This is a genomic window from Porphyrobacter sp. AAP82, from assembly GCF_000331285.1.
In the GTDB taxonomy this organism is placed as follows: domain Bacteria; phylum Pseudomonadota; class Alphaproteobacteria; order Sphingomonadales; family Sphingomonadaceae; genus Erythrobacter.
Window position 1 is genome coordinate 51,470 of the sequence record NZ_ANFX01000005.1, and the last position, 16,711, is coordinate 68,180.

Genomic DNA, 16,711 nt, shown 5'->3' on the forward strand with positions numbered 1-16,711 from the left:
AATGCGTGAGGTCATCTTCGATACCGAAACCACCGGGCTCGATCCCAAGACCGGGGACCGCATGGTGGAAATCGGCTGCGTCGAAATGGTCGGCCGGGTCGAGACGGGGCGCACCTTCCACGCCTATTTCAACCCCGATCGCGACATGCCGGCCGAGGCAGAGCGGGTCCACGGCCTTTCCGCCGCCTTTCTTTCGGCCAAGCCGCGGTTTGCCGAAACGGCGGACGAACTGCTCGCGTTCCTCGGCGATTCCAACCTTGTCGCGCATGATGCCGGCTTCGATTTCGGCTTTCTCAATAACGAGCTCGAACGCGCAGGGCTGGCACCGATCAGCTACGACCGGATGGTCGATACCGTCGCCATCGCGCGCAAGAAACACCCCGGCGCCAAGCTCAGCTTGGATGCGCTGTGCACCCGCTACGGGATCGACCGGAGCCACCGCGTCAAGCACGGCGCACTGCTCGATGCCGAGCTGCTCGCGCAGGTCTATGTCGAACTGACCGGCGGGCGGCAGATCGGCCTCGGGCTGGCCGATGCCGCGCCCGATGCGCCCGCCCTCGCCGCGTTCACCCCCGATGCGCCGTGGCACCGTCCGTCTGTGGACCGGACCCGGCGCGAACCCCGCCCCCATGTTGCCAGCCCGGAGGAGCTGGAACGCCACCGCGCATTCATCGCGCAGATCAAGGACGCAATCTGGGTTGGTTGAAGCCCGGCGCGCCGCGGGTATCGCTGGCCCGCAACCCCCCTGGGATCCTCACTCTTGGACGGAGGAACACACTGCATGGACATTCGGATTTCCGGCCACCAGATGGCAACCGGCGCGGCGCTTCAGGAGCACGCCTCGGACCGGCTCGGCGCGATCGTCGACAAGTATTTCGAGCGCGCGCTGTCGAGCCACGTGACCTTCGCCAAGGCGCCCGCGGGGTCCTTTACCTGCGATATCGTCACCCATGTGATGCAGGGCCTGATCCTCAAGGCGCAAGGGTCGGCGCATGATGTCCATGTCGCGCTCGATGATGCAGTCGGCAAGATCGAGACGCAGCTGCGGCGCTACAAGCGCCGGCTCACCTCGCGCCACGAACAGGCGAGCTATGCCCGCAGCGAGGAAGAGGCCGCCTACACCATCTTCGCCGTCGAGGAAGACGAGGAGGAAGAGGTCACCGCCGATGCCCCGCTGGTGATCGCCGAAACCCGCGTCGACATCCCCACCGCAAGCGTTGCCGACGCGGTGATGCTGATGGACCTGCGGAACACCGGCGCGCTGTTTTTCAAAAATGCTGGCACCGGACGCCATAATATGGTCTACAGGCGCGCCGATGGCTCGATCGGATGGGTCGAGCCTAGATAGGGCCAATGCTCGCCTTGCCGTTACGGCAAGGCCTGCTTTCGAAGGTCCAGGCGGTCGCAGGAGGGGGCACCGCCCCGGCCCGGCACGCTCCGCCATGCGGACGTGGACAGGCCGGACCTTCGCCGTAGCAAGGCGCACAGTTTCGGGATCATTCGTGTAATGGACGTCAACCTCGCTCTTTCCCCGCAGGCGATCGCATTCGCCCGGCTTGATACCAAGCCGAAGATTCTCGCCCGTGCGGCGCAGCTGCTCAGCGCGGCCTATGGCCTTGACGAGGACGAGGTGCTCGAAAACCTCGAAGCGCGCGAGGCACTGGGCAGCACCGGTTTCGGGCGCGGCGTGGCGATCCCGCATTGCCGCAGCAAGGACGTGCGCCGCCCCAGCCTCGCGCTGATCCGCCTCGAGGCGCCGATCGATTTCGCCGCTGCCGATGCGCGTCCCGTGACGCTGGTGTGCTGCCTGGTCTCGCCCGAGAACGCCGGCGCGACCCACCTCCACGCGCTCGCCGCGATCTCGCGCCTGACGCGGGACGAGACGATGCTGCAAATGCTCGCCGATGCGCCCGATACCGAGGCGGTCTATGCGCTGCTCACCAACCAGTTCCTGCGCGACGCGGCCTGATCCGCCCCTGATCCACCATGCCGGCCAGTGACGAGACCCTCGCCGCGAGCGGTGCTGAGCAGCATTACCGGGCATTGGAGCGGCTCTATGCCTCCGCGCCGGTCAACGCCAAGTTCGCGAGCACGCTGCACATCCCGGGCGAGGGCCGTTCGCAGCTGACCTTCACCGTCAGCCCTGAGGATTACCACGCGGCCGGCGCGGCCCACGGGACGATCTACTTCAAGATGCTCGACGATGCGGCCTTCTACGCCTGCAATTCGCTGGTGACCGACCGCTTCCTTTTGACCACCAGCTTCAACCTGTTCTTCTCCAAGCCCGTGCGCGCCGGGCAGGTCACCGCCGAAGGCCACTGGGTGAGCGGCCGCCGCCGTGTGTTCGTCGCCGAGGCGCGGCTGGTCGATGCCGAGGGCGAGGAGATCGGCCGCGGCACCGGCACCTTCATGCGCAGCCGCATCGCGCTCTCGAGCCTGCCGGGCTATGCCGCGGGCGGTCCCTCGGGGCTCTAGCGGTGGACGCGAGGCTGCCTGCGCACCTCGAAGCCGGCGCCATCATGCGCCTTGCCGAAAGCGAGGGGGGGTTCGCCACGGTGCTCGCCAAGGGGGAGCATGATGCCGGGACGATCCTTGTGGTAACCCTGTGTCGCGGGAGGGAGGGTATTCTGTTCGAAAGGATGCCCCAGCGCGACGGATCGCGCAAATTTCTTGCGGTGAAGCGAGAAGACCCTGAGAATCCTCAGGAATTTTCAGAATATCTGGCCCGAAGGCGGCGTCAGGACAGTGATATGTGGCTAATCGAGGTGGATATCGCGGATCGGGAACGGTTCGTCGCGCGTATGGCCGCCTTAACTTGACCGGAAGACGGGCGGGGCTAAAGGGCCTCCACCTCCTGAGCGCAGGCTGGCAGGGCGACAATCCGGTCGCATCCTCCGGCACGCAGACGGGGAGCGGCCGGCAGGCTTCTTCGAACCCCCCACATCGGTAACGATCTGGATCGCGGTTCCCGCCTGCGCCTGTGCGCGCTCACCGCCGAATTGGTGAATGTCCATGAGTCGCAAGACTGCCACGATTGCTGCGATTGCGGGCCTCGCAATCGCAACCACGATGTTCCCCGGCGGCCCCGATGCCGCAGCGCTGGCCCAGGCCGCGCATGAACAGCTCACCGCTCCCACCCCGGTCGAAGCCCCCGAGCTGGTCCCCGAACAGATCCAATTCACCTCCGAGCCCGTGGTGCAGAGCCTGCCCGCGCCCGCGCCTCAGTCAGGCACGCCGACGCTGACCGAAGCCGGCTCGCTCGGCGAACTGGTCGGCATGATCGACACCGCCACGCCGATGTCGCAAGACCTGCGCTGCCTTGCCGGCGCGGTCTATTTCGAGGCGCGCGGCGAGGCGCTTGCCGGGCAGCTCGCCGTGGCGCAGGTGATCGTCAACCGCACCGAGGACGGGCGCTTCCCGCGCTCCTATTGCGGCGTCGTCGCCCAGCCCGGGCAATTCTCCTTCATGCGCGGACGGCGGATGCCGGCGATCCCCGAAGGCTCGGCCGCATGGCACCGCGCCGTCGCGGTCGCCCACATCGCCGACAAGGGCCTGTGGGAAAGCGAAGCGGGCCGCGCGGTGTTCTTCCACGCGCGCTACGTGACCCCCGGCTGGACCCGCACCAAGACGCGGCTCGCCCGGATCGACACGCATGTCTTCTACAGGTGATCCTCGCTCACACGCCCTTCGGGCGCGGCGCTGCGGGCGCGAGTGTTTGTCGCCCTACCACTTCGCTCCTTGAGGGGGGGGTTCGGCGCGAAGCGCCGCAAGCCCGAACGGGCGCCCGCAGCCGCTCGCCCGAAGGGCGAAACAGCGGCGAGGATTACGGCTTCAGCCGCACCCAGACTCCCGTGTGGTCGCTTGCCTTCTCGCGGCCGCGAAACGCCTTGTCGACGCCGCAGGCTTCCATCCGGTCGGCGCATTCCGGCGAGAGCAGGATGTGGTCGATCCGGAACCCGTGGTCGCGCTGCCAGGCGCCGGCCTGGTAATCCCAATAGGTCCACACCCCCCCGCGCGGGTTGTGGGTGCGGATCGCGTCGGTCCAGCCATCGGCGAGCAGGCGCGCATAGGCCGCGCGGCTTTCAGGCTGCATCAGCGCGTCGTCGGCCATCGCCTTGACCGACCACACATCGTCATCATGCGGGACGACGTTGAAATCGCCGAGCACCACCGCGGGCACTTCCTCGGCCCAGATCGCCGCCATGCGTTCGCGTAAGGCAGCCATCCAGGCGAGCTTGTAGGTGAACTTGGGCCCTGGATGCGGGTTGCCGTTGGGGAGGTAGAGGCAGGCGATGCGGATGCCGTTGACGTCGGCTTCGAGGTATCGCGCCTGTTCCCCCTCGCCTTCGTTCGGGCCGGGAATGCCGAGGCCGCGCTGCACTTCGGTCAGGACGTAGCCGGCGCGGGTATCGGCAAGGATCGCCACGCCATTGAAACTCTTCTGCCCGTGCCAGATCGCGGAATAACCGATCGCCTCGAAATCGCCCGCCGGAAAGCCCTCGTCCTGCGTCTTGATCTCTTGCAGGCAGGCGACCGCGGGGCGGGTTTCCTCGAGCCATTCGAGAAGGCGGGGCAGCCGCGCCTTGATCCCGTTGATGTTGAAGGTGGCGATTTTCATGCGCGCGCTTGTGCCGCAATCCGCGCGCGCGGTCTAACTCAAATCCCGAAGCTCGCCCCGCAGCCGCATCCGGCGGCGGCCTGCGGGTTTTCGACCTTGAAGGCCGCGCCGCCCAGCGATTCGACGAAATCCACCGTGCTGCCTGCGATCAGATCGAGGCTGACGGGATCGACCACCAGCTTGACGCCATCGGTCTCGGACACCGAATCCTCGGCGTCCGCCCCGTCGGCCAGTTCGAACTTGTACTGGAAGCCCGAACACCCCCCGCCCTCGACCGCGAGGCGCAGGATTGCAGGGCGCGCCTGCTTGGTCGCGATGAAGGCGACCCGCCTGGCGGCGGACGGAGTGAGGATCAGGGGCGCGGCGCTCATGGCATCAATCTAGGGCTTGGCCGAGCGATCCTCAAGGCGTCACACCGCCTGAATGTAGTTGCGCAGCGCCTCGGCCTCGCCCTGCACCTCGTCCATCTTGTGCTTCACGAGGTCGCCGATCGAGATGAAGGCGACCAGCGCGCCGTTTTCGACCACCGGGAAGTGGCGGAAGCGGCGGCGGGTCATCATGGCGAGCGCCTCGTCCACCGTGGTCGCCGGTTCGACCGTGATCGCGGGCGAGGTCATGATCTCCTCGACCGCGACATCGAGGCAGTCCTTCCCCCGGTCGGCCAGGCGGTAAATCACGTCGCGCTCCGAGACGATGCCGACGACGCGCCCCTCGCGCAGCACCGGCAGTGCGCCGATGCGTCTGCTGGCGAGGGTCTGCACCACCTCGCTGACGGGGGTGGTGCAATCGCAGGCGATGATGTCCGACGCGCCGCGTTGGGCGATGATGCGGGCAATGGTCATGGGACTCTCCCTTTCTCTCCGGAGATGGAAAGTGCCATGCATCGGGCGAAAAAGCGAATCGTCCGGTCGCATCCGATTGCACCGTGCGCGCGGGGCCTTGCAGCTTTCGCGCGTTGCAATGCCGCAAGGGGCGGGCCATGGCGGGGGCATGACCCGCAAGTCCCCGCTCGACGATCCCGTGAACGCCGCCCACGCGTGGGCGCGCTACCGCCAGATCATGAAATGGCTGCTCGCCGCCACGGTGCTGACCGTGGGCATCGCGATGGGCCTGCTGTTTGCCTATAACGGCATGATTTCCGTGCATTTCTACATCGCGGTGGCGCTGGGGATCAGCTTGACGATGCTGCTCGGCGGGGCCTTGATGGGGCTGGTGTTCCTCTCCAACGGCACCGGCCACGACGAATCGGTCGACAACCACATGCCGAGCCGGGACGAGCTGTGGAGCCCGAACGAGGACTGAGAGGGCTGACGCAGGCGCGAGCCTCCGGCCCGCGCCCCCACCCCCTACCCCTGTGCTGGAGAGGCGGGAGGATTGAGCCGGTAGTCTTCCACCGGCCTGCCCGCGATCAGGTGTTCCTGGATGATCCGCTCAAGCACCTCAGGCGCACACGAGTGATACCACACCCCGTCCGGCCACACGACCGCGACAGGTCCGGCGGCGCAGATCTGCAAGCAATCCGCTTTGGTGCGCTGCACCCCGCCGCCCGGCCCACGCTTGCTGTCGTCATCGCGCTGCGGGCCGACCAGCCCCAGTTCCTTCAAACGCGACTTGAGGAAGCCCCACGCCTCCTCCCCCGCCTCGCGCGAGCAGCATTTCTGCTTTTCGGACAGCGCGCAGATCATGATGTGGCGGGTGATCGCGGTGCCATCTGCCGGATCGCCGTAATGCTTGGCGAGTGAATGGCGCGCGGATTCGCGCTCCTTGCGGCTCATTCGCCGGTCTTCTTCAACCAGCGATCCAGCCACGCGAACACCGTCTGGTGCCATTGCAAAGAGTTCTTCGCGCCCAGCACCCAGTGGTTTTCATCGGGGAAGACCAGCAATTGCGCGGGGATGCCGCGTTCCTGGAGAGCGGTGAAGCTCATGATCCCCTGCGAGTAGGGAACGCGGTAATCCTTCTGGCCGGTCACCACCAGCATCGGCGTCTGCCACTTGCTCACATGCTTCGCCGGGTTCCACTTCTCGTAGACCTCGCGCGCTTCTTCGTAGCTGCCGCCATGGTCCCAGCGCGGGAACCACAGTTCCTCGGTCGAATAATACATCGAGCGGTTGTCGAAGATGCCGTCGTGCTGGACGATGCAGCGGAAGCGGTCGGGCCAGTTGCCGGCGATCCAGTTGACCATGTAGCCGCCGTAGCTCGCCCCCATCGCGCAGGCGAGGTCACCGGCGATCTGGGTGTCGAGCGCGATGCCGGCGGCAAAGCCCTTTTGCAGGTCTTCGAGCGGCCAGCCGCCCCAGTTCTTGTTGATCGCGTCGGTGAAGGCCTGCCCGTAACCGGTGCTGCCGTGGAAATCGACCGAGATCACCGCATAGCCTTGGCTGGCGAGGACGCGGGGGTTCCAGCGGTTCGACCAGCTGTCGTTGAAGCTCCCCTGCGGACCGCCGTGGATGTAGAGGATCGCGGGGATCGGCCCGGTCTGGTCGGCGAGGCGGGTGAGCTGGCCCCACACCGTGTCGCCGTTCGCCCCGGTGAAGCTGAAGCGGCGCGTGACGATGCTGGCCATGGCGCCCATGCGGGTGGTGGCGACATCGGTGAGCGGACGGGCCTGCCCCATGCCGTCCGACAGGAACAGTTCGGCAGGCTGGCCGAGCGAATCGCGGGTGAACAGCGCGCGGCCCTTGGGCAGGGGGACGAGGTTGGCGATATGCGCTTCGTTGCCCGCCATGAGGTTCAATTCGGTGACCTTGCCGCTGGCGATGTCGATGCGGAAGGCGGGAGTGTCGAGCACCTTTTGCGCGGTGGCGATCAGGCTCTTGCCGTCAGCCGCCCAGGCGAGGCTGGCGAAGGAGAGGTCGACGCTTGCCGTGAGGTTGCGCTGGGTGCCGGTCTTGAGATCGAGCAGCTGCACCGCCTGCCTGTCCGCCTCGTAAGTCGGCCGGTCCATGGCGAGCCAGGCCAGCCAGCGGCCATCGGGCGAGGGCGTCGGCGCGGTGTCGGTGGCCTTGTTGGCGGCGGTCAGGAGCTTGGGCGCGGCCCCGGTGAGGTCCGAGGCGTAGATGTCGAGATTGGTCGAACCCGGCTCGTCCGCATGCGATAGGCGGGCGGTGAAGAACAGTGTCTTTGCATCCGGGGCGAAGGCCAGTTCCTCCGCGCCGCCGAACGGCATGGTGGGCGTATCGGCGGTGATGCCGGTGGCGGGGTCGGTGCCGTCGACGGGATGGCCCCCGCCCGCCACCAAGCCATTCTCGAGCGGGAAGACGAAGATGCGGTTGTGGAGCCCCGGGGTCGCCCAGCGGTCCCAGTGGCGCACGAAGCCGTCCGCGGCGTCATAGAGCCGTCCGGTGCCGGGGCCGGGGGTGTAGGGCGTCGCCGCGTCGGCGCAACCGAAGGTCGGGCAATCGCGCGGAATTTCGCCCCACACCGCGATGGCGCTACCATTGGGGGCGAGTTTGAAGCCGGCGATGTCGCGCGCGGTCTGCGGGGTGACGAGCCCGGGGGTCCGGGCCGTGCTGTCTTTCGTCAACGTCACCCGCCACACCCGTGATAGGGCGGGCGCGGCGGTGTCGGTGATCTCGCTGCTCAGGAAATAGAGCGCGCCGTCGGGGCCGAAAGCAAGGTCCGAGGCCTTGAGCCCGAGGTCGAGCGCGACCGGCACCGCGCCGGGCTTGGTGAGGTCGATCAAGTAATGGGTGGGCGCGCGCTTGAGGCTCGCCGGATCGGTCACGGTGACGCTGTAGACCGCCAGCGTGCCTTCGCGGTTGACCGCCGGAGCGCCGAGGCGCGGGAGGGTGACGAGATCCTCGGCGGTCATCGGCGGCGCGGCAACGCCGGGGACGCCCGATGCGGCGGCGGCGCGGGGGGGTTCCCCGGCGGCGAGCGGGGTGGAAAAGGCGATGGCGGCGGCGAGCGCGCCGAAAGCTGTGAGATGACGCATGGCCGAAAGGCGTTAGACCTCCCGGCGCCCCCGCGCTAGCCCCGAGCGATCCCTCAGCGGCGCTTGCCGACGATCCGGGCGATTTCCGCCTGCACGAGGTTTTCGACCATCGCCGGCAGGTTCGCCTCGAGCCATTCGGCGAGCATCGGGCGCAGCAGCTCGCGGGTCAGGCCTTCCAGCGACGTCTCCCCCGAACGCACGATCTGCGGGCGCGCAGGGGGCTCGGCCAGCATGGCGAGCGCGGCGAGGTTTTCTTGCATCGCACCCAGCACCTGATCGGCGATCAGCGGGGTTTCGTCGGCGTGTTCCATCGGCATGACGGGTTTGCGAGCCGGTTCCTCGGGCGCCACATCCATTTCGTCCAGATCGAGCACTTCCTCGGCATCGCGGACCTTGTGGGTGCGGGCGAGCGGGGCGGGCTGGGCCGAATCGTCTTCCGAAACCAGCATCCGCCGCCGCCGCGCTTCCATCGCGCCGACGCGGTTGTCGCGGGCAATCACTTTCTTGATCGATTCGAGGATCTCCTCGACCGAAGCTTCCCCGTTTTCCTGACCCATGCCTAGCCCCGTATGCCTGCCCGCCATTTGCACTTCTGGCGTCCCGAATCGGGACCGCGTTCACTCGCCGGGCAGCAATTGCGGGCCGATTGTCGCCGTGGCCGGGGGAATGTCAACGGTTCTGGTCGAATCCGGGGCCGGTTCGGGATCGCGGTCCCAATCGTTCAGCTTGCTGCTGACGCGGTCGGCATTGACCTGCGGATCGTAAAGCGGCCCGCCGACATCGAGGTTGAGATCGCGGGCCTCGGCCTTGCCCATCAGCGCCAGCAGATTGAACCCGGCGACATAGGCGTTGCGCCGCGCGGTCACCAGCTGGGCGCGGGACTGCACCAGTTCCTGCTCGGCATTGAGCACGTCGAGGATCTGGCGGTTGCCGATCGAGTTCTCCGCGCGCACGCCTTCAAGGCTGAGTTCGGCCGCTTCGACCGCGGCCTGCGAGCTCTTGATGACAGCGTTGGCGGCTTGCCAGGCGGCATAGGTCGAGCGGGTTTCGGCGATGATCTGGCGTTCGGATTCGATCACGTCGGTCAGCGCGGCGCTTTCGCGGGCGCTGGCCTGACGCTGGCGGGCGGCGGGCAGGCCACCCTGGAAGATCGGGATCGTCACCCGCACCCCGGCGTTGGCGGTCTTCTCGCTCTGCGCGAACTGCGCCGCCACCGGACCGCCCAGCGTGCCGTAGAAATCGCTGTACTGGCCGTTGGCGAACAGGCTGACGGTCGGCAGCCGTCCGGCACCAGCGGCCTTGGTGTCGAACCCGGCGGCCTCGGCGCGCTGCCTGGCGGCTTCGAGGTTGGGATTGTTGTCGAGCGCCGTGACGATCGCCTCTCCCACCGTATCGGGCAGGCCCGGCAGCGGGGGCGGAGCGTCGAGCTCGCCCGGGGCCCGGCCGACGAGCCGGATATAGGTCTCGCGCGCGGCGATGAGGTTCGATTGCGCGGTCTGGAGATCGCCCTCGGCCACCGCCAGGCGCGAGCGCGACTGGGCGACGTCGGTGATGGTCAGATCGCCGATCTGGAAGCGGTCGCTGGTCGCCTCGAGATTGGTGCGCAGCACCGCGACATTGTTGGTCGACAGCGCCACCAGCGCCTCGGTCCGCAGCACGTCCATGTAAGCGGCGACGACCTGCGAGAACAGCGTGCTTTCGGTGTTGCGCAGGTCCGCCTGCCCGGCCTCGACCCTGTCCTTGGCCGCGGCGATCGCATTGCGCACCGCGCCGCCCGAATAGATCGGCGCGACCAGCGCCGCGGTCACCCCGAGATTGCGTTCGGGCGCGGTGAAGGAGTTGGCCGACTGGCGCAGGAACTCGATATGGGTCGCGGTGATATCGACCGAGGGCAGCCCCGATGCGCGCGCGATCGGCACGTTCTCGTCGGTGGCGCGCTGGCTGTCGCGCGCGCCTTCGAGCGTGGGGTTGGTATTGTAGGCCGCGGCGAGCGCCTCGCGCAGGGTATCGGCCTCAGCCGGGGCGGCGGCGAGCGCCAGCAGGCTCGCCGCTCCCGCGAGGCGCAGCGCAGGGGAGCGGCGCGTCATGCGAAGGTCCAGCGCCTGGGCGCGGCGAAGGCGGCGAGGACGGGAATGCCGAGATCCTCGAGCGGCTGGAGCGCCACGCTGCCGGCGACCTTGCGCCCGCTCGCGAGCCGGGTGACCTGGCGCAGCACCAGGCCGGTGACGATCCGGCCATCATCGGCCAGCACCGCCGCGAGCCCTTCGGGCAGCTGCTCGATCGCGCCGTCGATGACGACAAGGTCATATTCGCCCGCGCCTTGCAAAGCGGCGGCCTCGGCGGCGGTGACTTCGGTGACGGTCCCTGCGAGCGGAGCGATCAGCGCCGTGAGGTAGCCGGTGCCCCCGTTCACCACCAGCACCCGCGCGTCGGGCGCCGGCGCCGCTTCGAGCAGCAGCTTGCCGTAGAACAGCGGGCTGGCGAGGTGGCCGGCATCGCCGAGCGCGACCGCGCGGTCGATATAGGCCTGCGCGCGCCTTTCGGCCGGAAGGAAATCCTCGCGCGGGACGGCGAGCATCCGGGCGAGCACATATTCCTCGTTCACGCCGCTGGTGCGCAGCTGGCTGTCGATCATCACGCGGCGGGCGGTTCGGGTGTCGGCAAGGGTCTGCGTCATGGTGCTCATCATTTCTCGGGTGACTGTATTAGGGTCGCAATACAGCCGGTCAACCCTCTCCTTAAACGGGCCGGCGCGTGCTTCCAAGGCTTTTGCCCGCTTTCGGCGCGGCCGGAGGCTGACGATTTTACGCCTTTGACCTTGCCGCGCGCTGGTGCTTAGGGAAGCGCGTAAGGCAGTGTGGCGCAATTCGACTTAGAGAGGGATGGCTTCGATGAGTGACATGACGGGCAACGGGCAGGACGTGCGGATCGAAACCGATTCGCTGGGCGAAGTGGCGGTTCCGGCGAACATGCACTGGGGCGCGCAGACGCAGCGCTCGATCGTCAACTTTCCGATCGGCGGCGAAACCATGCCGCCGGCACTGGTGCGCGCTCTGGGCGTGCAGAAGCTCTCCGCCGCGCGCGCGAACATGAAGCTCGGCGTACTCGATGCCGGAATCGGCGAAGCGATCGTCCAGGCCGCGCGCGAGGTGATCGACGGCACTCTTGCCGACCAGTTCCCGCTGGTGGTGTGGCAGACCGGCAGCGGCACCCAGTCGAACATGAACGCCAACGAGGTGATCGCGAGCCGCGCGAACGAGATTCTCACCGGCCAGAAGGGCGGCAAGACCCCCGTCCACCCCAACGATCACTGCAACATGGGCCAGTCGTCGAACGACACATTTCCTACCGCGATGCACATCGCCGCGGCGGTCGAGGCGCTGGATCACCTGATCCCGGCGCTGAAGAAGCTCCACGGCGCGCTTGACGCCAAGGCGCAGGAATTCAGCCAGATCGTCAAGATCGGCCGCACCCATTTGCAGGATGCGACCCCGATGACGCTGGGGCAGGAGTTTTCCGGCTACGCCGCGCAGGTTGGTTACGGGATCAAGCGTGTGGAAGCGGCGCTCCCCCGTGTGCTCGAACTGGCGCAGGGCGGCACCGCCGTGGGCACCGGGATCAACGCCAAGGTCGGCTTCGACACGGCTTTCGCGGCCGAAGTCGCTGCCGAAACCGGCCACGCTTTCGTCACCGCCCCCAACAAGTTCGAAGCGCTCGCCGCGCATGATGCGATGGTCGAGATTTCGGGCGCGCTCAATGTGCTGGCGGTCAGCCTGATGAAGATCGCCAACGACATCCGCCTCTTGGGCTCGGGCCCGCGTTCCGGCCTCGGCGAACTCTCGCTGCCCGCCAACGAGCCGGGCTCCTCGATCATGCCGGGCAAGGTCAACCCGACCCAGTGCGAGGCGATGACGATGGTCTGCGCGCAGGTGATGGGCAATCACGTGGCGGTGACGGTCGCCGGATCGCACGGGCATCTTGAACTCAACGTGTTCAAGCCCGTCATCATCTACAACGTGCTGCAATCGATGAAGCTGATCGGCGACGCCGCCCATGCCTTCACCGACAATTGTGTTGTGGGCATCGAGGCCAACACCACCCGCATCACCCAGCTCCTCAATGAAAGCCTGATGCTGGTGACCGCACTGAACCCCCACATCGGCTACGACAACGCCGCCAAGATCGCCAAGAAGGCGCATGCGGAAGGGACCACGCTGAAGGAATCCGCATTGGCGCTCGGCCTGCTCACCGAGGCGCAGTTTGCCCAGTGGGTCGTGCCTTCCGACATGATTCGCCCGCGCGATTAAGTGTTGTTGGTCGTATCTGAACAGCTGTTCATCTTTCGACCAAGGCTCGAGTCCGCCCGACGACACGCGCCCTGCCCGGTTTCCATAACCGGGCAGGCGCGGTATCGCTGTTCGGCATCATGGCAACAAACCCGCTGAGCGACACCGCCCCCGCCGAACCCGCCGCCACCGTGTCTTTCCGCACGGTGCTGTTCTCGATGGTCGTGCTGTGGGCGACCTATTTCGTGCTCACCACCTTCCGCTCGAGCCTGGTGCTCGATCTGAACCTCCAGCTGGAGCTCGGCTGGCGGCGGGTGGTGATCACCGCGCTCGGGATCGCGCTGACGATCGTGCTGTGGCTGCTGCTGCGGCTGTTCGATGCACGGCCCTTGTGGATCAAGATTTCCGCCGCAATTGCGCTCGCGATTCCCGTCGCGCTCGCCATCGGCCAGATCAACCAGTGGATGTTCAAGGACATGGAGCTCGCCCAGGAGCAGCTCTATGCCAAGAAATACAACATCAACCTGCGCCGTGACGAAAGCGGGAACCTGCTGGTCGATGTGCCGGTGCGCCGGGTCAGCCCCGCCGGCCAGCCGCCCGCCGAGGATAGCGATGTGGTCGATTCGCAGGCGGTGATGATCGCCCCGGCCGAGACCTATTCCGATTTCTGGCGCAAGCTGCTCGACGTGGCGCTAGGCCGCTACTTCCTGCTGCTGGCCTGGGCCTCGACCTATTTCGCGCTGCTGGCCGGCGTGCAGGCGCGCGCCTCGCAACGGCGCGAGGAGCAGTTCCGCTCTGCCGCCAAGGCCGCCGAACTGCGCTCCTTGCGCTATCAGGTGAACCCGCATTTCCTGTTCAATACGCTCAATTCGCTCTCCGCGCTGGTGATGACCGGCAAGGCCGACAGCGCCGAGCGGATGATCCAGACGATCAGCCGCTTCTACCGCCACTCGCTCGCCACCGAGCCGACCGCGGATGTCAGCCTGCGCGACGAGTTCGATCTGCAAAAGCTCTATCTCGATATCGAGGCGGTGCGCTTTCCCACGCGGCTGGTGACGGCCTTCGACCTGCCGCTCGATCTGGAAGAATGCCGGGTGCCGGGGATTATCCTGCAGCCGCTGGTCGAGAATTCGGTGAAATACGCCGTCTCGCCCGTCTCGCGCCCGGTCACCATCACCCTGGCCGCGCGCGAGGAATTCGACCGGCTGGTGATCACCGTCGGCGATGACGGGCCCGGCGTGCCGCAGGGCACCACCCACGGGTTCGGCATCGGCCTTGCCAATGTCCGCGACCGGCTCGAGGCGCGCTTCGGCCCCGATATCGGCTTCACCTCGGCCCCCGTCCCGGGCGGCTATTGCACCGAGATCCGCATCCCCCTGTCCCGCCCGATGAGCCAGCAGAGCCCCCGCCATGCCTGACACCGACACCGAAAACGCCGCGCTGCGCACCCTGATCGTCGATGATGAACCGCTCGCGGTCGAACGCGTCCAGGTGATCTGCGCCGAGATCCCCGCGGTCCGCGTGGTCGGCACCGCGAGCGACGGCGCGGCCGCGTTGCGGCTGGCCGAGAAGCTCGAGCCCGATCTGGTGCTGCTCGACATGACCATGCCCGAACTCGACGGCCTTGGCGTGGCGCGCCACTTCGCCAATCAGCCGCAGGCGCCGGTGGTGATTTTCGTGACCGCGCATGATCATTTCGCGGTCGAGGCCTTCGACCTCGATGCGGTCGATTATGTCCTGAAGCCCGTCTCGGCCGACCGGCTCGAACGCGCGATCGAGCGCGCCGTCGCCCGCCGCGGGCAGATCGATCAGAATCTGGGCCGCCAGAAGGCGGGGCGCTATCTCGACGAGCTGTGGGTCCCGCACCGTTCCGAACTGCTGCGCATCGCGGTGAGCGAAGTCCACCAGATCAATGCCGAGCGCGACTATGTGCGCCTGCATGTCGGGGCCACGGACAATGCCCGCTCCTACCTGCTGCTCCAGACCATCGCCGGGCTGGAGGAGCGGCTCGATCCCGAACAGTTCATCCGTATCCACCGCTCGACGATCCTGCGCCGCGACCATATCCGCGGCCTCCGGCACGATGGCCTCGGGGTGTGGTCGGCGGAGCTCGTCAATGGCGAGGCGCTGCGGATCGGCCGGACCTACCTCGCGCGCGTCAAGGCGATGGCGGGAAGGTAGAGTCGTTGTTTGCGTGCCACCTTTGGTGGCCGAATACAAAAAAACGGCCGGAACCCCAGGGACTGGAAGGGTTCGGGCCGTGGCCTCACGCGCGCCGGGGAGCGCGGGGCAAATTCTGCGCGGATCAACCGCCGCGCTGGGCGTCGCTGCTCATCAGCGCTGCGACCTGGCTCTTGGCTTCGGCACGGGCGCGCGCTTTGCACTCCTGCGCGGTCTGATCCATGATCCGCGTGCCGGTCTTGGCGCTGACCGAGCGGCACACCTGGCGGATCGCGCTTTCGACGCGGGCATCGAGCGTGCGCTGGCCGGCGTCGGTGCCGAGGTCGAGATCGGCGACGCGGACCTGCGCGGTGCGGCGCGGGGCGTTGTCCTCGAAGGGATTGCCGGCGAAGGCCGGGGTGACGAGCGCAGCCGAAAGGCCGGCGGCGAGGAGCGACTGGGTGAAAGTCTTCGCAAGGGTTTTCATAGGGGTATCCTCCATCTCGGCAGGAACCTGAGATCGGGCGGGGGTCCGATCCGGGGGGCCAGGTGTCCTGCTGCACCAAGTGATACGCCCCGCTCCGGTGATACGCACGGCCATGTCGATCAACCCGCGTCAGCCGCTCGACCGGCGCAGCATTGCTATGATCAATGGCATCGCGCGGGCGACAAATGGCGGTTTCCAATCGACGGGCGCAGCGCCATATTGCGGCCATGGGTCCGGCGACGGCGATCATCTTCCTCATGGGCATCGCCAATTTCGCGCTGTTCGGCGCTGTCTTCGCGCGCGGGCATCCGCTGTTCGTGCGCCTGCCCGCGGCGAGCCAGACCCTCGGCCGCCGCGCCGCGATGCTGAGCGAGTTCGCGGTGCTGTTCTTCGCGCTGCTGCTGTCGGTGAAGGGCTGGCCGGGCTTCGTGTGGGCCTATGCGGTCTACACTGCGGTCAATGCCGGAGCGGCATGGCTTATCCTCACCGGTCGTCTATAGAGCCCGCCATGCCCACCCGTCTGTTCCATATCAGCGACGTTCACTTCGGCGTGGAGGACCGCGCCGCGCTTGCCGCCGTGGCCGAGGCGGTCGCGCGCGAGAAGCCCGATGCGGTGGTGTGCACCGGCGATCTCACCCAGCGCGCCAAGCATTCCGAATATGCTGCCGCGCGCGAATGGTTCGCAGGCCTCGGGGTGCCGGTGGTGCTCGAGCCGGGCAATCACGACATGCCCTATTACAACCCGTGGGAGCGGTTTACCGATCCCTTCCGCCGCTACAACGCGCTGCGCGCGGCGGTGGCCGACGGGTTTGCGAGCGCAAATGTGGTGCTTGTCCCGCTGCGCACCACGGTGCGCGCGCAGACCCGCTTTCCGTGGAGCGACGGCGTGGTGAAGCCCGCCGCGCTGCGCCATACTCTGGACGCGATCGCCGAGCTCAAGGCGGCCGGCGATCCGCGCACGGTGATCGTCATCGCCCACCACCCGCTGCTCGGCGATGCGGCCAAGCCGCACAATCCCACCATCGGCGGCGATGCGGCCTTTGCGCAGATCGCTGCGGCAGGGGCCGATGCGGTGATTTCGGGCCATGTCCACGTGCCCTTCGACCAGCGCCGCGAGATGGGCGGCCATGCGATGCGGATGATCGGGACCGGCACGCTTTCGACCAGGCTGCGGCACGAGACCCCGGCCTGCTGGCGGGTGATCGAATGCGAGGCCGGCGGGG

General features: G+C 67.4%; 21 protein-coding genes. 12 read left to right on the top strand and 9 right to left on the bottom strand.

Features of this window, described 5'->3' with window-relative positions; translation table 11 throughout:
* Window position 1 precedes the first annotated feature (1 nt).
* The 6 genes from dnaQ (at window position 2) to D620_RS0100330 (ending at window position 3,669) form a co-directional block, all read left to right on the top strand.
* Window positions 2-706 (top strand): DNA polymerase III subunit epsilon, encoded by a 705-nt coding sequence (dnaQ, locus tag D620_RS0100305; RefSeq protein ID WP_017663782.1) that lies wholly within the window; start codon window positions 2-4, stop codon window positions 704-706.
* A 75-nt stretch (window positions 707-781) separates the two neighbouring features.
* Complete coding sequence (hpf, locus tag D620_RS0100310) at window positions 782-1,348, top strand: ribosome hibernation-promoting factor, HPF/YfiA family (RefSeq protein WP_026091833.1); 567 nt, start codon at window positions 782-784, stop codon at window positions 1,346-1,348.
* Window positions 1,349-1,507: 159 nt separating this feature from the next.
* Window positions 1,508-1,969, top strand: a complete 462-nt coding sequence (locus tag D620_RS0100315) for a PTS sugar transporter subunit IIA (protein ID WP_017663784.1) — start codon at window positions 1,508-1,510, stop codon at window positions 1,967-1,969.
* Window positions 1,970-1,986: 17 nt separating this feature from the next.
* A complete protein-coding gene (locus tag D620_RS0100320) occupies window positions 1,987-2,475 on the top strand; it encodes a PaaI family thioesterase (RefSeq protein WP_026091834.1) in 489 nt (162 codons plus the stop codon).
* Window positions 2,476-2,477: 2 nt separating this feature from the next.
* Window positions 2,478-2,819: a DUF1491 family protein gene (locus tag D620_RS0100325; RefSeq protein WP_017663786.1), complete on the top strand. Its 342-nt coding sequence runs from the start codon at window positions 2,478-2,480 to the stop codon at window positions 2,817-2,819.
* Between the two features lie 193 nt (window positions 2,820-3,012).
* Window positions 3,013-3,669 (top strand): cell wall hydrolase, encoded by a 657-nt coding sequence (locus tag D620_RS0100330; RefSeq protein WP_017663787.1) that lies wholly within the window; start codon window positions 3,013-3,015, stop codon window positions 3,667-3,669.
* A gap of 154 nt (window positions 3,670-3,823) precedes the next feature.
* Here the strand turns inward: D620_RS0100330 and xth are convergent, their stop codons facing one another.
* Genes xth through D620_RS0100345 form a run of 3 tightly spaced genes read right to left on the bottom strand, consistent with a single transcriptional unit; the run spans window position 3,824 to window position 5,460 of the window.
* A complete protein-coding gene (xth, locus tag D620_RS0100335; RefSeq protein WP_017663788.1) occupies window positions 3,824-4,618 on the bottom strand; it encodes an exodeoxyribonuclease III in 795 nt (264 codons plus the stop codon).
* A 38-nt stretch (window positions 4,619-4,656) separates the two neighbouring features.
* Window positions 4,657-4,989: a HesB/IscA family protein gene (locus D620_RS0100340; protein WP_017663789.1), complete on the bottom strand. Its 333-nt coding sequence runs from the start codon at window positions 4,987-4,989 to the stop codon at window positions 4,657-4,659.
* A gap of 39 nt (window positions 4,990-5,028) precedes the next feature.
* Window positions 5,029-5,460, bottom strand: a complete 432-nt coding sequence (locus D620_RS0100345) for a CBS domain-containing protein (protein WP_017663790.1) — start codon at window positions 5,458-5,460, stop codon at window positions 5,029-5,031.
* A 148-nt stretch (window positions 5,461-5,608) separates the two neighbouring features.
* Between D620_RS0100345 and D620_RS0100350 the strand changes: the two genes are divergently transcribed.
* Window positions 5,609-5,920 carry a hypothetical protein gene (locus D620_RS0100350; RefSeq protein WP_017663791.1) on the top strand — a complete coding sequence of 104 codons (312 nt, stop codon included), beginning with the start codon at window positions 5,609-5,611 and terminating at the stop codon, window positions 5,918-5,920.
* 44 nt (window positions 5,921-5,964) lie between these two features.
* Here D620_RS0100350 and D620_RS0100355 read toward each other — a convergent pair whose 3' ends face one another.
* The 5 genes from D620_RS0100355 to D620_RS0100375 are packed head-to-tail and all read right to left on the bottom strand — an operon-like array spanning window position 5,965 to window position 11,244.
* On the bottom strand, window positions 5,965-6,393 hold the full coding sequence (locus D620_RS0100355; RefSeq protein ID WP_017663792.1) for a (2Fe-2S) ferredoxin domain-containing protein: 429 nt from the start codon (window positions 6,391-6,393) through the stop codon (window positions 5,965-5,967).
* On the bottom strand, window positions 6,390-8,555 hold the full coding sequence (locus D620_RS0100360) for an alpha/beta hydrolase family protein (protein WP_017663793.1): 2,166 nt from the start codon (window positions 8,553-8,555) through the stop codon (window positions 6,390-6,392). The genes D620_RS0100355 and D620_RS0100360 overlap by 4 nt, the downstream gene beginning before the upstream one ends.
* A gap of 53 nt (window positions 8,556-8,608) precedes the next feature.
* Window positions 8,609-9,112, bottom strand: a complete 504-nt coding sequence (locus D620_RS0100365) for a DUF2497 domain-containing protein (protein WP_017663794.1) — start codon at window positions 9,110-9,112, stop codon at window positions 8,609-8,611.
* Window positions 9,113-9,172: 60 nt separating this feature from the next.
* On the bottom strand, window positions 9,173-10,642 hold the full coding sequence (locus D620_RS0100370; RefSeq protein ID WP_017663795.1) for a TolC family outer membrane protein: 1,470 nt from the start codon (window positions 10,640-10,642) through the stop codon (window positions 9,173-9,175).
* Window positions 10,639-11,244, bottom strand: coding sequence for a protein-L-isoaspartate O-methyltransferase family protein (locus D620_RS0100375; protein ID WP_017663796.1), 606 nt, complete (start codon window positions 11,242-11,244; stop codon window positions 10,639-10,641). The genes D620_RS0100370 and D620_RS0100375 overlap by 4 nt, the downstream gene beginning before the upstream one ends.
* Window positions 11,245-11,455: 211 nt before the next feature.
* On the opposite strand from D620_RS0100375, the gene fumC reads away from it, so the two are divergent.
* The 3 genes from fumC (at window position 11,456) to D620_RS0100390 (ending at window position 15,022) form a co-directional block, all read left to right on the top strand.
* Window positions 11,456-12,862, top strand: a complete 1,407-nt coding sequence (fumC, locus tag D620_RS0100380; protein ID WP_017663797.1) for a class II fumarate hydratase — start codon at window positions 11,456-11,458, stop codon at window positions 12,860-12,862.
* Between the two features lie 119 nt (window positions 12,863-12,981).
* A complete protein-coding gene (locus tag D620_RS0100385; RefSeq protein ID WP_017663798.1) occupies window positions 12,982-14,259 on the top strand; it encodes a sensor histidine kinase in 1,278 nt (425 codons plus the stop codon).
* A complete protein-coding gene (locus tag D620_RS0100390; protein WP_017663799.1) occupies window positions 14,252-15,022 on the top strand; it encodes a LytR/AlgR family response regulator transcription factor in 771 nt (256 codons plus the stop codon). The genes D620_RS0100385 and D620_RS0100390 overlap by 8 nt, the downstream gene beginning before the upstream one ends.
* Before the next feature lie 124 nt (window positions 15,023-15,146).
* On the opposite strand, the gene D620_RS0100395 is transcribed toward D620_RS0100390, so the two are convergent.
* A complete protein-coding gene (locus D620_RS0100395; RefSeq protein ID WP_017663800.1) occupies window positions 15,147-15,488 on the bottom strand; it encodes a UrcA family protein in 342 nt (113 codons plus the stop codon).
* 227 nt (window positions 15,489-15,715) lie between these two features.
* Between D620_RS0100395 and D620_RS16505 the strand changes: the two genes are divergently transcribed.
* Both D620_RS16505 and D620_RS16510 read left to right on the top strand, forming a co-directional pair.
* Window positions 15,716-15,988 (top strand): hypothetical protein, encoded by a 273-nt coding sequence (locus tag D620_RS16505; protein WP_017663801.1) that lies wholly within the window; start codon window positions 15,716-15,718, stop codon window positions 15,986-15,988.
* Between the two features lie 8 nt (window positions 15,989-15,996).
* Window positions 15,997-16,711 (top strand): metallophosphoesterase family protein (locus tag D620_RS16510; protein WP_017663802.1); only part of this gene is annotated, 715 nt, incomplete at its 3' end.

Coding starts and splice junctions, on each gene's coding strand:
- dnaQ (WP_017663782.1), top strand. CDS start 2: ATGCGTGAGGTCATCTTCGATACCGAAACCACCGGGCTCGATCCCAAG.
- hpf (WP_026091833.1), top strand. CDS start 782: ATGGACATTCGGATTTCCGGCCACCAGATGGCAACCGGCGCGGCGCTT.
- D620_RS0100315 (WP_017663784.1), top strand. CDS start 1,508: ATGGACGTCAACCTCGCTCTTTCCCCGCAGGCGATCGCATTCGCCCGG.
- D620_RS0100320 (WP_026091834.1), top strand. CDS start 1,987: ATGCCGGCCAGTGACGAGACCCTCGCCGCGAGCGGTGCTGAGCAGCAT.
- D620_RS0100330 (WP_017663787.1), top strand. CDS start 3,013: ATGAGTCGCAAGACTGCCACGATTGCTGCGATTGCGGGCCTCGCAATC.
- xth (WP_017663788.1), bottom strand. CDS start 4,618: ATGAAAATCGCCACCTTCAACATCAACGGGATCAAGGCGCGGCTGCCC.
- D620_RS0100340 (WP_017663789.1), bottom strand. CDS start 4,989: ATGAGCGCCGCGCCCCTGATCCTCACTCCGTCCGCCGCCAGGCGGGTC.
- D620_RS0100345 (WP_017663790.1), bottom strand. CDS start 5,460: ATGACCATTGCCCGCATCATCGCCCAACGCGGCGCGTCGGACATCATC.
- D620_RS0100350 (WP_017663791.1), top strand. CDS start 5,609: ATGACCCGCAAGTCCCCGCTCGACGATCCCGTGAACGCCGCCCACGCG.
- D620_RS0100355 (WP_017663792.1), bottom strand. CDS start 6,393: ATGAGCCGCAAGGAGCGCGAATCCGCGCGCCATTCACTCGCCAAGCAT.
- D620_RS0100360 (WP_017663793.1), bottom strand. CDS start 8,555: ATGCGTCATCTCACAGCTTTCGGCGCGCTCGCCGCCGCCATCGCCTTT.
- D620_RS0100365 (WP_017663794.1), bottom strand. CDS start 9,112: ATGGGTCAGGAAAACGGGGAAGCTTCGGTCGAGGAGATCCTCGAATCG.
- D620_RS0100370 (WP_017663795.1), bottom strand. CDS start 10,642: ATGACGCGCCGCTCCCCTGCGCTGCGCCTCGCGGGAGCGGCGAGCCTG.
- D620_RS0100375 (WP_017663796.1), bottom strand. CDS start 11,244: ATGATGAGCACCATGACGCAGACCCTTGCCGACACCCGAACCGCCCGC.
- fumC (WP_017663797.1), top strand. CDS start 11,456: ATGACGGGCAACGGGCAGGACGTGCGGATCGAAACCGATTCGCTGGGC.
- D620_RS0100385 (WP_017663798.1), top strand. CDS start 12,982: ATGGCAACAAACCCGCTGAGCGACACCGCCCCCGCCGAACCCGCCGCC.
- D620_RS0100390 (WP_017663799.1), top strand. CDS start 14,252: ATGCCTGACACCGACACCGAAAACGCCGCGCTGCGCACCCTGATCGTC.
- D620_RS0100395 (WP_017663800.1), bottom strand. CDS start 15,488: ATGAAAACCCTTGCGAAGACTTTCACCCAGTCGCTCCTCGCCGCCGGC.
- D620_RS16505 (WP_017663801.1), top strand. CDS start 15,716: ATGGGTCCGGCGACGGCGATCATCTTCCTCATGGGCATCGCCAATTTC.